Origin of the sequence: Bacteroides sp. 14(A) (assembly GCF_000526555.1) — a bacterium.
In the GTDB taxonomy this organism is placed as follows: Bacteria; Bacteroidota; Bacteroidia; order Bacteroidales; family Bacteroidaceae; genus Bacteroides; species Bacteroides cellulosilyticus.
Map to the genome: position 1 here is coordinate 444,883 of NZ_JAGH01000004.1, position 14,739 is coordinate 459,621.

Here is a 14,739-nt window from a genome sequence, read left to right on the forward strand (position 1 = left end):
CTTAATAACTTTTGGTACTATTTTTAATAACCAATTAAAATATATTTTAAGGCTTATCTGAGAATTGATTTCCTTTGTGGTTCAATTATAAGGATAACCTGAATTATGATGTATGTTTTATATTTAATAACTCTGTTTGCCTTCATTGCTTCACTGATAGCGGCAGTCTATTATTTCCGAAAATATAATAAGCTTCGCAATCGTCTTCCAGGGATATCTATTGATGGTAAACAGGAATTGATGAAGCCCTATAGTCTCTTGATGCATGAATTGGGGGAAAAGCAACAGCAATTGAAACAGCAGAATCTTCAGCACCGTTTGCTGGTGAAAGCCATTAAACTGAAACTGTGGAAATGGGATTTGAAACGTAAAGAGATTATCTGGGATGGAGATTTGGAGAGAGATGAGCAGGGAGTTACAGTAGTGAATGCAGATGAGCACCTGTCGCATGTATTGCCGGAATACAGAAAAAGAATCTATGAAGCGATAGATGGATTGGAGAAAGGTTGTTCCAAGCTTATTGATGAAGAGTTCTTATACCAGAATGCGGACAATACTTTATCTTGGAGAAATATCTATGGTATCATATATGAGTATGATGAGGGTGGAAAACCTGCTATTCTGATTGGAGGCACCCAGATTATTGACGAGAGGAAAAAGCTGGAAAGCGATTTGCGGAAAGCGAAAGACAAAGCAGAGGAAGCCAATCGACTGAAGACGGCTTTCCTGGCAAATATGAGTCACGAGATCCGTACTCCTTTGAATGCTATTGTTGGTTTCTCCAGCATATTGGCGGATACTGAGGATATAGCGGAAAAGAAAGAATTTTGTAATCTGATCAATCACAACAATGCGCTTCTACTGAAAATAGTTGATGATATTCTTGATATTTCGAAGATAGAGGCGGGGTATATAGATCTGCATCCCACGTGGTTCTGTCTGTCCGACTTGATAATGGAAAGTACTACCGAGTACAGGATGAAAGCAGCCGGAAGGCTGGATATCCGTATTCATAAACCGGGACAGGGCTATATGGCTGAACTGGATACAAAGCGTGTGAAACAGATATTGAATAACTTCTTGTCGAATGCTTTGAAGCATACTCAGGAAGGGTATATTGATATTACTTACGGCGTTACAGAACAAGGTATTGAGATAAAGGTTACGGATACCGGATGTGGTATTCCGCAGGATAAATTGCCTGTTATTTTTGAACGTTTTGAAAAAGTGGACTCTTTTACACAAGGAGTTGGGTTAGGGTTGCCTATATGTAAGTCCATTGCGGAATGTATGGGTGGATCTATTGGGTTGACTTCGGAAGTAGGTGTAGGTACAACTGTTTGGGTTACATTACCTTGTAGTACTGCACCTACTCCCAAGTTATACAAGGAGAAGTTAATCGACAACTTCTATTCCTAATCCTGTAAGCAACCCTTCCAGTCCGTAGCGGGAGAACTTCGCTTTTTTCAGACGGTTGGCAGCAGGATTTAAAGTATAATTGCGTGCAGTAGTGAAATCTGCTTTCTCTAGGTTGGTATGATGGAAAGAAGCATAACAGAGGTCGCAATCTTTAAATACTGCATTGGAAAGGTCGGTTTCCATAAAGTCTGTGTTTTGCAAATCACACCCTATAAAACGGGTTCCTTTCAGTTTCATCTCAGTAAAAAGGGCGTATGACAACAGACAATTATGGAATTCCACAGACAAGCCGAAGCGGTTGCTGAGGCTGAAGTTGATGCCTGTCATTTTGCAATCGGTGAACAGGACATCCAACCAAGAGGTATTACTGGTTTTTACTAATGAAAGGTTGCACTCTTTGAATGTACATTTTTCGAATATAACTCTTCCGATAGGCTTATCTGAAAAGTTACATTTGTCAAATGTACATTCATAATAATTTGTTTCCAGTTCCTCGATGGAGAAATCTACTTTTTCTATGGTCTTGTCTTCCATTTATCTTTTCAGTTAATTCATTGCTTTGAATACGGGTTCCGGCTTCTGTATCTCCGATTCGAAACCAAACCAATAGCCTTGATTGGTTTCCTCATTGACAGGCAGGAAACAAAGGCGGAGATTCTCTTTGTATTGGCCATACAGTACTTGCCAGTTCTCCGGGGGAACCTGCCGTTTGGTCTTTACCTTTTCTGCCGGAAGTTTTTTCAGTGACATGCCGGCCTCTATCCAAGCAATGCTGGCTTCTAACTGATATTCCGGATAGTTGTGCTTACAGAATTCATACAGAATAAGTCCTCGTTTTTCCAGACTTATCGGTTGGTCTATCAAACCTATTTGTATCAGGTGTTCCAGGAACCGATACAGGAATTTTTCTTCTTTCAGAATGAGTTTACGGGTGATGGATTGCCAGGCTGGAGTATTATAAAATCCATCCAACAGGCGGGAGAGTTGACGGGCTGTTTGCAATTCACTTACATTGATCTCGCGGGTTTGAAGCACTTCATAGGGTGGGAGGGGAGAATATTGGATGCCCAATTCTTCCGCTCTTCTACGCATTTCCGTACCGGGGAGTAATTTGAGAGACTCCAGTTGTATTTCTCCTGCACCGTATGCTGCCAGAACACGGATATCTTCGAATATTTCTGAAAGATGGTAGAGTGGGAGTCCTGCTATTAAATCGGCATGTGTTTCCATATTGGGGAGAGAACACAGGAATTTCAGACCTTCCAATGCGTCTGTCAGCTTTCCCATCCTCCGGCTTTTTTCGAGTACAGGTTCACGCAGGCTTTGTATGCCTGCTTCCAGGTGTAACAGACCTTCGGGCAAGTGTTTCAATTCTTCTTTCAGTTCTTCGGAAAGAAGTGCAGGGTGTATTTCCAGATGGAAGCGTATATCAGGGTGGTATTCAAGAAAAAGCTCAAGCAGTTCTTTTGCCCGGCGGGTATTGTAATTGAAAGTACGGTCGAGTACACGCACGTTTTTAATACCATGTTGATGAATGATTTGGAGTCGTTCGCGAATAGCTTCTATGGAAAGTGTACGTACAGGCTTTTCGCCTCCACTGACGCAGAAAGCACAGGTATTGAAACAGCCTCGTGTCGTTTCCAGCTGTACGAATGGTTTGCTCCAATTAAAGAAGCGGCTTTTTTCGGGAGGTATGAGATCAGAGAATTTCAGTACACGTGCTATGCCGTTGTCTCTGTACTGCCCGTTGGAGTCGAGATAACAGAGTCCGGGAATGGTATTCCACTTTTCCTGTTCGTTCCGGCATGCGAGCCATTGCGGGAACACTTCTTCTCCTTCTCCTCTGAATACACAGCTGACATAAGGGTTCTTATGTAGGAAGTATTCATTGTCTCCCAAATACTCAGGGCCGCCTAATACAATGCAGCATTGTGGCAGTAGTGCTTTTACTCTTGAAAGGATATGGAGCAATTGCTCATGGTTGAAGAGCCAGGTTGTAGCGGCAAGTATGTCAGGTTTGCGATGGTAGACTTCATTGACAGTCAGACCTACATTCTCATTGATAGTGGCTGATACGATATCCCATTCTATGGATGTATCATCAGCAATCTGGGCATGTAGTGCCGGAAGTGCCAGGGAAGAATGTGCGTATGAACTGTTGAGGTCGAGCCAGAGTAACTTCATTTTATATAGGGTTGGGTTTACAAAAACAGTTGCAAAGATAATGAATGTATTCCTATCTGCCTCTTTTCTGCCTGCCCAATCCTTTGCTTTACCGGTTTACGGTATGCTCTTTTAGCCTGCTTTAGGTCCGACAACGGATATTCTGACGCATTCGCTGGGAACTAATGTCAATAATTCATCCAGGAACTCACGGCTACATTCCAACAAGGTTTCCTGCGTCATTTCTTCTTTTGAGGTAGCGAAGAAGTGAAAGAGGTTATCAGAATCAGGAAGTTTCTTTACTGAATAGACTATATCCGTTGATTTCTCATTGTATGCTTGCGCCAAATCATCAGCTCTTGCCCAGAATTGAGTTGCTTTGTCACCACCGATTTCTACGACTGCAATTAATTTCTCGTTTGTTTCCATAATCATTTATTTTTAGTTATACATGTTGTCATACTAATATCAGGAGTATATTGGTTAATACTCTGTAATAATATCCGTAAATCGAGTGCCAGCAAACAGAAAATAAGCGTAGGATTATCTACTTTCAACTTTTTTAAACTAAAAGACTGTTTGTTGTACACCTGATAATTCCGAATATTTAGATAACAATTGAGCCTTTTTTATGGTTTTGGACATTTACTTTTTTTACAGAAACATGGGCATACAGGTGCCTGAATTTATACTAACTTTGCAGTGCTTTTAACGAGTTAATAATAAAATCATTTTTAAGATGAGAACACTTCAAGAAGAATTAAAGTGTATGCGCGAAGGGCTTCATTACGATGCTCATACTCCTGAAATGTATGCCTATCGGGCTGAAGTAAAAAAGAAGCTGCATCAGTTGAATGTGACTGAATATCATACCTCTAAAATGCCGGAGGTTACCCGTTCACTTTTCCCGAATTCCGCTCCGGATTTTTTTGTAGAACCACCCTTTTATTGCGATTATGGGGATGGTATATATGCAGCTGAAGGAGTTTTTATCAATTTCGGTGCTGTTATTTTGGATGGTGCTAAAGTTACTATTGGCCGGAAAACGCTGATTGCTCCGGGAGTACATATTTATACGGCGCAACATCCGCTTGATGCTGACGAAAGGGATGCCTATGAGAATTGTCTGCCGGTAACCATTGGTGAACGTTGCTGGATTGGCGGTCATGCGACAATTTGCCCGGGAGTGACTATTGGCGACCGTTGTGTAATCGGTGCGGGTTCAGTGGTTACGCATGATATTCCGGCAGACTCGTTGGCTGTGGGAAATCCTGCTAAAGTGATACGTAAATTGAATCAGAAATAATCCTGTTATTGGGGTTGTTGTTTGAAATATCTGAAAAGTAAATCCATTAATTCTCGTTTTTTGACGGGCTTGGTCATGAAATGATTGCATCCTGCGGCTAATGCATTCTCTCTGTCGGAGTCGAATGCATTGGCAGTAAGGGCGATAATAGGGGTAGTCTGGTTGAATTCCCGGATGAGGGAAGTTGCTTCCAGTCCATTCATTACCGGCATCCGCATATCCATAAAGACGATGTCAAAGGTCTGGGCTTTGATTTTCTCGATAGCTTCTACTCCGGTTATGGTGCGGGTTAGTTGATTGTCTTTAAGAAGTTTCTTGATTAACAGGTAATTGCTGTCATTATCTTCCGCTATCAGAATATTCAGATCTTTAATCTTTACTGAGGAATCTGCGGAAAGGTGTTCTGTACTTTTGTTATTTAAATCCTCGTCTGCAACCTCTGATTTTTCGACATATTCGACATCGGTATATCCGATGTACCAGAACTCAGAACCTATGTTGGCTTTGGATTTAAAGCCTACTTCTCCGCCTGTAGCATCGGCAATGGCTTTACAGATAGAAAGTCCTAAGCCGGTTCCCTGGGCAAAAGTATCTAATTTCTCGAAACGACTGAAGATACGGTTCTTTTTCTCCTCCGGTATTCCGATGCCACTATCCTTTACATAGATTCTTACCTGTCCGGGCATACATTCGTATCCCATCACAATTTCACCTTGTGGCGTATATTTAATGGCATTCGTAGCAAAGTTTGTGAATATTTGCATAAAGCGATATTTGTCGAAATTCGCCACACATTTGGTATATGGGTTGATGAGTTTGAGGGTAACTTTGGGATTTTTAATCCGTTGCTGGAAGGATCGGTACAATTCATCGCAAAGCTGGCACAAATTCAGTTTCTGACGATTGATATCAATGGAGCCAACTTCAATTTTTGATAGATCGAGAATGTCCCCGATTAATTTCAGGAGTATCTCACTGTTGGTTTCAATCAGTTGTTTATATTCAAATTTTTCTTCCGCATCATCCGTTTCGGTCAGCAATTCGGAGAATCCTACAATTGCATTGAGTGGAGTACGGATTTCGTGACTCATGTTAGCGAGGAATGTGGACTTCAATTTGTCCGCTTCTTCTGCTTTGTTTTTGGCTGTAATCAGATTTTGCTGGTATATAATGTCTTCGGTAATATCCCGTTGAATAAATGTGATGACCACTACATTGCCTGCTTCATCTTCTACTGCACTGTAGGTAAAGCTGGAGTAACTATAATCTGTTGCATTGTTTTCCAGAACTCTTAATATAATCCTGTTTTCCGGGAGCTTCTGTTTATGAGCAACTGCTTCCAGTAATGCCATGAATTTATTTCTGTCGTCGGGATGAATGCTCTCATATATGGATTGCAATGATCTTTTCTCAATATTTTCGATATGAACATCGAATTTGCAAAACAGACCCTCTTTTATATTGTAGTTCCATGAGGATAGCTTCCCAGCATTCAAGGCTAGTGATAATTCCTTTTGTGTTGCTTTTATTTTCTTGTAGCTTTCAATAATTTCCCGCTCTTGTGCTTTCTTTACGGTGATATCTTCACAGGCTAGTAAATAGCCTTGACGATTTCCTACGGGATCGCGCATGATAGTTACTTTGGTAACAAAGTATTTTTTGATTCCTTTGATGGGTGTTTCGTAGAAGTTTTCACAAAGATCGAAATCATAATCGGTTTCAAAAGAGACGTTCAACCCCTGCTTTAGGAGAGTTTTATCTTCTGCCGTGATGTTAGGGTCATCGAAGATATTAATATTATAAATATCCTTCATAGTTACACCGAACATTTTTAGTGTAGTGTCATTGGCGTATTTCAGATATCCATCTTTATCATATACGCCGAGCCCTAAAGGTATATATTCAGGAATGAGCGACAGAAGTTCATTTTCCATGTTTATTATTGCACCTATGATGTTTTTATAAGTGTGGTGCAAATGTATGCAAATTCCCGGAACTTTATGATTATCGTGGTTAATATTTGTTGGGGGCTGGTCGGAATAGTAAACTTTAACATAGAGGATAGTAAAGTGTTATGAACAAAAAATCCTGTAAGTCATAAACTTACAGGATTTCTTTGGGTGACTGATGGGACTCGAACCCACGACATTCAGAACCACAATCTGACGCTCTAACCAACTGAACTACAGTCACCATGTTTGCGTCATTTCTCAAACGCGGTGCAAAGATAGGTATTATCTTTGATACTGCAAATATTTGGCGAAATATTTTATTGAAATCTGCATTATTTTTTATTCTCTTTAATTCCTATATTGTGTTGGTGGAGGAGCTTCCGGGAGTTTTTGACGAAGATATTCAGATGGTTACGTGCAGCTTCCGGGAGCTTTGAAATAGATGTGGAATCTGTGGGATAAAGCACATAGTTTTTTTCTTTGGTGAAATTGGGACGTGCTGTCCATACGAAATTATATCCGCAACGTTGTACTCGAACTTGTGGGGAGGTAGATGTTGTGGTGTCTTTTTCTAATTCTAATGTGAATATAAGTCCTCCGTCAGTATTTACTTTACTCATGTTGGAGATGAAATTCCCTAAAGAATATACTACAGCGTGTTGTGCTCCGGTAATGCTATCGGTACGTAGTTCCATCGGTTGTATAACATGAGGATGGCTACTGATGATATGGGTAACGCCCTGTTCCAATAACCAATCAGCCAACTGTCGTTGTTCGCGACTAGGTAGCGATTGGTATTCGTTTCCCCAATGCATACAGGCAATGATAACATCAGGTTGCCATGTTCGTGCTGTATCGATATCCTGTAACATGATTTTCTTATCAATATAGTTCACTATGTTGGGAGAGGATGGCTTAACCCCATTGGTATCATAGGTATAGTTAAGAAGGGCAATTCGAAAACCGTTTTTGTGAATGAGTAATGGGTATCGTTGACGGCGTTCTTCTTCATTTCTATAAGTTCCGGTGTAGGGGATACGTAAGGAATCTAACATTAGGATTGTACGTTCCAAACCTTTTTTACCGCGGTCGAGACAGTGATTGTTAGCAGTTAATAGAACATTGAAACCGGCCTCTTTAATGGCATATAAATATTCATCAGGTGCAGAGAAAGCCGGATAACCACTATAAGGTTTTCCACCGATAGGTACTTCTAAATTGCCGATAGCGATATCCGCCCCACTGATTTGCTCTTTTACTAGAGAGAAGCAGGGAGAGTAGTCATAAGTCCCTTTATCTGTACGCGCGGCGTCAAGCTGGGCTTGGTGTTGCATCAGATCACCTACAAATAATAGAGTGATTTTTGCAGGGGGGATTGTATCAGTGGATTCCGGTACTACTTGTTCCTGTGCTGTGCTACAACACGATATAAAGAAGAAAAGTAATGCAAGAGGGATTGTCTGTCTCATGACTTTGAGCGGATTAAGGTTCCACTGGATAAAATAAATACCGAAAGGAGTCAAGTTGTCACAAGAGGTTCCTTCCGGTATTCGGTATTTTTATTATTGATATATTGCTTTCTTGCCAGCCAGCAATGTATTCTTCATCAAAGAAACGATGGTCATCGGTCCTACACCACCCGGCACAGGAGTGATAAATGAACATTTCGGAGCAACCTCGTCAAACTTAACATCTCCAGTCAGTTTGAAGCCTGATTTTTTTGTAGAATCCGGTACACGTGTAGTACCTACATCAATAACTACGGCACCTTCTTTTACCATTTCAGCTTTCACAAAGTTGGGTTGTCCCAATGCAGCGATGATGATATCGGCTTCTTGGCATTCTTTTACAAGATCTTTGCTCCGGCTATGGCATACGGTTACAGTAGCATCTCCTGGATAGGCTTTCTGCATCATCAGTGCAGCCATTGGTTTACCGACGATATTACTACGTCCCAATACTACACACTTCTTACCCGAAGTTTCTATTTGATAGCGTTTCAGTAGTTCAAGAATACCGTTAGGGGTTGCTGATACATAGCAAGGCAATCCTATGGACATGCGACCTACATTGATAGGATGAAACCCGTCTACATCTTTACGATAATCGATAGTTTCAATCACTTTTTGCTCAGAGATATGCTTGGGTAATGGGAGTTGTACGATAAATCCGTCAACATCTGCATCTTCATTTAATTCACGTACTTTAGCAAGGAGCTCTTCTTCCGTAACATCCGCTTCATAACGGATGAGGCTGGATTTGAATCCACAAACTTCGCATGCTTTCACTTTGGCAGCAACATACGTTTCGCTGCCACCATCGTGGCCTACAAGAATTGCAGCAAGGTGAGGGCATTTGCCACCTTTTGCTACAATTTCTGCTACTTCTGCAGCAATCTCCTGTTTTACTTGTTCAGAGATTGCTTTTCCATCAATTAATGTCATATAAATATTTTTGTTTTGATTATAATTTATCTTGTATTAGGGGTCTAAAAGAGTATCGCAAATATAGAGCAAATAACCGAATATAACAACAATCCCGCTGACTTCATTTAAAATATGAAATTAGCGGGATTGGTATGCTTGCAGTTTATCTTTATTATTTCATCTTCGGCATCATTTTGCCCATCTTGCTACCCGTTACCATTTTCATCATCTTGCGGGTTTGGTCAAATTGTTTCAACAGACGGTTTACTTCTTGAATATTCGTACCACTACCTTTGGCAATGCGTTGACGACGCGAACCGTTCAGAAGAGCCGGATTACTGCGTTCTGCCGGAGTCATCGAATAGATGATAGCCTCAATACTTTTAAATGCATTATCATCAATATCAATGTCCTTAATAGCTTTACCTACACCCGGTATCATAGAAGCCAAGTCTTTCAGGTTGCCCATCTTTTTGATCTGTGCAATCTGACTCAAGAAATCGTTGAAATCGAATTGATTCTTGGCAATCTTCTTTTGCAGGCGTTTTGCTTCTTCTTCATCGTACTGCTCCTGGGCACGTTCCACCAATGAAACGATGTCACCCATACCAAGGATACGGTCTGACATACGTGAGGGATGGAATTGATCAATAGCATCCAGTTTTTCACCTGTACCCACAAACTTGATCGGCTTGTTCACCACCGAACGAATGGAAAGAGCGGCACCACCACGGGTGTCACCATCTAATTTAGTTAGTACAACACCGTTGAAGTCAAGTCGTTCGTTAAACTCTTTTGCTGTGTTTACAGCGTCCTGGCCGGTCATGGAGTCTACTACGAATAGGATTTCGTTTGGATTGATTGCTTTTTTAATAGCGGCAATCTCGTTCATCATCTCTTCGTCTACTGCCAGACGTCCGGCTGTATCGACAATAACTACATCGTATCCTTTGGCTTTAGCCTCTTGAATGGCGTTTTCAGCAATTTTCACCGGATTCTTGCTGTCAGGTTCAGAGTATATTGGAACTCCAATTTGTTCAGCTAGTACGCGCAACTGTTCAATAGCGGCAGGGCGGTATACATCACAAGCCACCAACAATGGCTTCTTGTTCTTTTTCGTTTTCAGCATTCGTGCCAGCTTACCTGAGAAAGTTGTCTTACCGGAACCTTGCAGACCGGACATCAAAATAACTGCCGGCTTTCCTTCCAAATCAATCTCTGCTGTTTCGCCACCCATCAATTGAGTCAGTTCATCGTGCACGATTTTTACCATCAACTGACTGGGCTTTACAGCTGTCAGCACGTTTTGTCCTAATGCTTTTTCCTTAACAGTATCAGTGAAAGTTTTGGCTACTTTGTAGTTTACGTCAGCGTCCAACAGTGCTTTACGCACATCTTTCAGGGTTTCCGCAACATTGATTTCGGTGATCTTTCCTTCACCTTTCAGAATTTTAAACGACCTTTCCAGTCTTTCGCTTAAATTATCGAACATGATGATATAATTCTATTTATAAATTACAAATTACTCTTATTGAGGCGCAAAAGTACAAAAAATCCACGTATCTACCTTCATTTAAGGCAATAATATTATTCAACCGAGGTAGCGGGATAAGTGAAAAGAATAGTTGGACCTTCTTTGCTATCGGGGATTACTTGATATGTACCGCCAAAGTGTTTTATAAACAGACGGTTGACATCATTACGCAAAGCGGAGTCTTGATTGGCATATTTGAGGTCTGCGAGAGGGCAGTTGGTGATTTTAAAACGTAATATTTCTCCGTTCTTGTTCAGAGTGAAGTTGAGATCGCGTTCTTCTTTGAAAGAAGCGAATGGACAAGTTAGAATACTGACAACGAATTGCATGAACCGGTTTGTGTCTGTATGGATGATATATTCGTCAATGTTACTGATGAAATGAGTATGCAAGGTAGAATTCTGCATATGTGCCATTCCTACAGCATCGTTGCAGAGCTGTACGATGTCATAATTACTCATTTGGAATTTCATCATACCGGCTTCCAGGCGCGACAAATCAAGGACATTGTTGACTAAACGCATTAGCTGATCCGTGTTTTGCTGAATAATTTCCGCATATTCTTTACGGGTTTGATCGTCTATTTCCGCTTCGTTTGCTATGATTTGTGAGAACCCCAATACTCCGTTTAGGGGAACACGGATGGCGTGACTCATATTGGAGAGGAAACGATTCTTCATTTCATTGGCTTCTTCTGTCTGTCGTGTGGCTTTATGAGTCTCTTTTTCTGATATCTTTAGTGCTTTTCGTATCAGATTGATGCGGAACATATAGCCGATACATAAGATCAAAATGATTCCGAGACTCAAAAGAATACTGGTTTGTACACGATTTCTTAGTTTTCCACGCTCCCATACCAATTGGTTCAGATGATGTATTTCTTTGATTTCCTCCAGCTGTTTAGCTGATATGGCGGCAGTCAGTGAATCCTGAATATGATTGGAACTTTCGTACAGTGGCAGGGCTTCTGCATATTTACCCATTTCTTGCAGAATGTCAGCTTTCCGCGATAATTGTTTGGCATACTCCATTTGGGCAGATTCAAATTGTTTCATCTTTATCAGAGCAGAATCTATATAGAGAAGTGCAGCCTGATAATCTTTTGTATGCCGGTAATACTCCGCACTTGCATCATAATACAGGGCCATATAGGGAATATAACTCTGCGGAGTTATGAAGTCTTGAGCTTCTTCTATATGATATTTAGCCGAGTCTGTCTTTCCTATCCCTGTATAATAGTAAGTTTGAAAAATTTCTGAGAATAGATAAAGATTGAAATATGATTCATACATATCCGGATCTAAACTAAGCATTTTTTGCAATAGCTGTTTGTTTTCTTTCAGATACGTCTTCAGGCTTGAATAGTCTTTCTGGTCTTTACTGAATACAATTAATTGATTCAGAACATTAAACTGTGTACTGCTGGTTGTTTGTTCCGAAACATATTTGTGAGCTTTTCGAAGCGCTTCTCCTTCTTCTTTTGTACGGTTGGTTTCATGGTATGCACTTGCCAGACATGAATAAGCAGCTATACGGCCGTCTGTGTTATTCAGTTCTTCTGCTTTCTCAAGCATTTTTAATGATTCATTGATGGCATATTCATATTTCTCCTTATATGTATAAGTATAAATAAGCAATTTTTGTGCATTGAAGTACAACCTGAAAAACTCCATGCGTTCAGCAATGGGTTTCACGTAGTTCACCAGTTTACTGACACTATCGACTTCATTCTTATTATAATAGTACAATATTTTGAAATATGTACTGCTGCATATATATTTAGGATTCTTTTGGTACTGTGCTTCGTTGAACATTTCTTCAGCATATTCTATATAATGCGGAGAGTTTTGTTCGGTAAGCACGAGTTTCTCAAGTAATTTTAATCTTGTGGTGTCATGCGGAAGTGCACGTAGTTCGATTAACAGACTGTCTGCCACAGATGATTTTTCTGTTATATTTTCTGCAAATGCGAGGATACTTTGTAGGAAAAGAGCGAGTATTAACAAGGTTTGTTTCATTGCGCTGCCTCCTTTCTGTTGGTAGAGTGAATTGGATGAGTAAACAAGAAGCGGGAACCATCCTTATATTCAGGATCTATCCATATTCTTCCGCCGAAACGTTCTACAATTAATTGACAGATAGAGAGTCCCAATCCGCTGCCTTGGGCATTTTCATTCAGCTTTTCAAAACGGTTAAATATCTGTCCCTGTTTTTCCGGGGCGATCCCACAACCGGTATCTGTAACCGAAAACACAGTCATTTCTTCTGATTCTTTCTCCAATAATAAGGTTATGCTACCTTCTGTGGTAAATTTGGTTGCATTAATCAACAGATTGATAAGTAACTGCTGGAGGCGTGCCTCATCCGTATAGATTTCCATTTTTTCCTGAGACGTTTGGAATAGGACTGTGGCGGATGTTTGCTTTATCTTCTCTACCGTATCCACTACATTGCGACAAATAGCTACTGCATCGCTGTTTCCAAACTGGAATTGCATTTTCCCGATTTCCAAACTGGAAAGGTCAACAACATCGTCTATCAGCTTCAAAAGTAAGTCTGAATTTTGCTGAATGATTTCATTGCATTGTTGTCGGGTTCCGATGTCAATATTAGCATCGGTCAGAATAGATGAGAAACCGGACAAGGCATTTAGTGGAGTACGTATTTCATGACTCATATTCGACAGAAAAAGACTTTTGGTACGAATGGAGTTCTCAGCACTTTGCCGGGCTTTTTCCAATTTATGTTGAGATGCAATCAAGCGTGCATTGATTTTACGAATATAAAGTACGGATACAATAGATATGCCTAGAATGAGGATACAACCTATAATTGAATAAAAAAGCAGACGGCTTCGCTCGCTTTGATTATCCATCTCGAGACGGTCCACCTGATATATGGTTCGCAACAGATTTATCTGGGTAGAATAGTTACGGGCATTGATAGAATCCCGTGCAATATTGATGTCTTGAAAAATGGCACATGCCTCTCTAGGCCTGTTTTGTTTGGTATACAGTTGTGCCAGTGAATTCTTCATTTTTAGATATCTGTTATAGACATTGGCACTGCTGGTATTTATGGTCAGCTCATTATATAATTTGATAGCTAGTTCGTCATCTCCAATTCTTTTGGCATATTCAGCTTGTATATATTTCAAGATAGAACTATGAAAATAAAACGGATAGTATTCATACCATTCTTCTGCTTCCTGAATATATTTCCGGACTTTATCCATATCATTATTATGGAGGTAATAATATGCTTGGAAGATATTTTCTATGAAACGGCTGTGCTGATAATCATTCATTTGTTCCATTTGATCCAAATAGGCTTTAGCTTTATCCATCCTCCGCATTCTGATGAGGGTTGGAATTAGTTGAATCAAGACTTTTTCCTGTAATTTTTCGGAGTCGGATACTTTATGCAATTTCTGCATGGCTATTTCGTATTCTTCGATAGCCTCATTATTCATGTTGGCATTAAGATAAGTATCTCCTATTGCATAATGAGCTATGGCTATGCCGATATCGTATTTCATTTGAGTGGCCTGTTTCAGCATAACATTTGCTTTTTCCAACGCTTCGTTGATGTGGCCGTCTGAAACGAGGGCATATACAGCCATCTGCTGCATAAGGAACATGTATTTATAGTCCTTTCTGCTACGGAATACTTCTACAAGTTCATTTTCCCATTGGGCGATATCTCTTAATCTGACTTCCTGAGAATAACCTAAGTTATTATCCATCAGGTATTCCATAAGATGTATACGCTCATCTTCCGAATCCTTGCTTGCAGACAGGATATAGGAAGTACCGTAAAATAACATCAACAATAATAGTATGATCGTTTTACTGAGCTTCACCTTATTAACTAATACGTTTATACAATGATATGTGATTAATTGCGACAAAAATAACTAAAAAGGACGAGATATCCGAA

General features: G+C 40.3%; 11 protein-coding genes and 1 tRNA gene. 2 read left to right on the forward strand and 10 right to left on the reverse strand.

Annotated elements, in window-relative coordinates:
- Positions 1 to 105 precede the first annotated feature (105 nt).
- The gene (locus K429_RS0120935) at positions 106 to 1,419 is read left to right on the forward strand and encodes a HAMP domain-containing sensor histidine kinase (RefSeq protein WP_029327921.1); all 1,314 of its coding nucleotides are present in this window, start codon (positions 106 to 108) and stop codon (positions 1,417 to 1,419) included.
- Here K429_RS0120935 and K429_RS0120940 read toward each other — a convergent pair.
- The 3 genes from K429_RS0120940 to K429_RS0120950 all read right to left on the reverse strand — a co-directional run bounded on the left by K429_RS0120940 (position 1,396) and on the right by K429_RS0120950 (position 4,011).
- Positions 1,396 to 1,953, reverse strand: a complete 558-nt coding sequence (locus tag K429_RS0120940) for a pentapeptide repeat-containing protein (protein ID WP_029327922.1) — start codon at positions 1,951 to 1,953, stop codon at positions 1,396 to 1,398. The two genes, K429_RS0120935 and K429_RS0120940, sit on opposite strands and share 24 nt — an antisense overlap.
- 12 nt (positions 1,954 to 1,965) lie before the next feature.
- The gene (locus K429_RS0120945; protein ID WP_029327923.1) at positions 1,966 to 3,603 is read right to left on the reverse strand and encodes a B12-binding domain-containing radical SAM protein; all 1,638 of its coding nucleotides are present in this window, start codon (positions 3,601 to 3,603) and stop codon (positions 1,966 to 1,968) included.
- A gap of 111 nt (positions 3,604 to 3,714) precedes the next feature.
- Positions 3,715 to 4,011: a hypothetical protein gene (locus tag K429_RS0120950; protein WP_007216110.1), complete on the reverse strand. Its 297-nt coding sequence runs from the start codon at positions 4,009 to 4,011 to the stop codon at positions 3,715 to 3,717.
- 310 nt (positions 4,012 to 4,321) lie between these two features.
- On the opposite strand from K429_RS0120950, the gene K429_RS0120955 reads away from it, so the two are divergent.
- Entirely contained in the window at positions 4,322 to 4,888 is a 567-nt protein-coding gene (locus K429_RS0120955) for a sugar O-acetyltransferase (protein WP_007216111.1), read from the forward strand.
- A gap of 5 nt (positions 4,889 to 4,893) precedes the next feature.
- Here the strand turns inward: K429_RS0120955 and K429_RS0120960 are convergent, their stop codons facing one another.
- The 7 genes from K429_RS0120960 to K429_RS0120990 all read right to left on the reverse strand — a co-directional run bounded on the left by K429_RS0120960 (position 4,894) and on the right by K429_RS0120990 (position 14,626).
- Positions 4,894 to 6,822, reverse strand: coding sequence for a PAS domain-containing hybrid sensor histidine kinase/response regulator (locus K429_RS0120960; RefSeq protein ID WP_029327924.1), 1,929 nt, complete (start codon positions 6,820 to 6,822; stop codon positions 4,894 to 4,896).
- Positions 6,823 to 7,007: 185 nt separating this feature from the next.
- Positions 7,008 to 7,081 (reverse strand) — tRNA-His (locus tag K429_RS0120965).
- Positions 7,082 to 7,172: 91 nt separating this feature from the next.
- Positions 7,173 to 8,309, reverse strand: a complete 1,137-nt coding sequence (locus tag K429_RS0120970; protein WP_029327925.1) for a CapA family protein — start codon at positions 8,307 to 8,309, stop codon at positions 7,173 to 7,175.
- 93 nt (positions 8,310 to 8,402) lie between these two features.
- Positions 8,403 to 9,284, reverse strand: coding sequence for a bifunctional methylenetetrahydrofolate dehydrogenase/methenyltetrahydrofolate cyclohydrolase FolD (gene folD, locus K429_RS0120975; protein ID WP_007216115.1), 882 nt, complete (start codon positions 9,282 to 9,284; stop codon positions 8,403 to 8,405).
- Between the two features lie 154 nt (positions 9,285 to 9,438).
- Entirely contained in the window at positions 9,439 to 10,758 is a 1,320-nt protein-coding gene (gene ffh / locus K429_RS0120980) for a signal recognition particle protein (protein WP_007213341.1), read from the reverse strand.
- 95 nt (positions 10,759 to 10,853) lie between these two features.
- On the reverse strand, positions 10,854 to 12,818 hold the full coding sequence (locus tag K429_RS0120985) for a histidine kinase dimerization/phospho-acceptor domain-containing protein (protein ID WP_029327926.1): 1,965 nt from the start codon (positions 12,816 to 12,818) through the stop codon (positions 10,854 to 10,856).
- Positions 12,815 to 14,626, reverse strand: coding sequence for a HAMP domain-containing sensor histidine kinase (locus K429_RS0120990; RefSeq protein ID WP_044097013.1), 1,812 nt, complete (start codon positions 14,624 to 14,626; stop codon positions 12,815 to 12,817). The genes K429_RS0120985 and K429_RS0120990 overlap by 4 nt, the downstream gene beginning before the upstream one ends.
- Between the last annotated feature and the right edge of the window lie 113 nt (positions 14,627 to 14,739).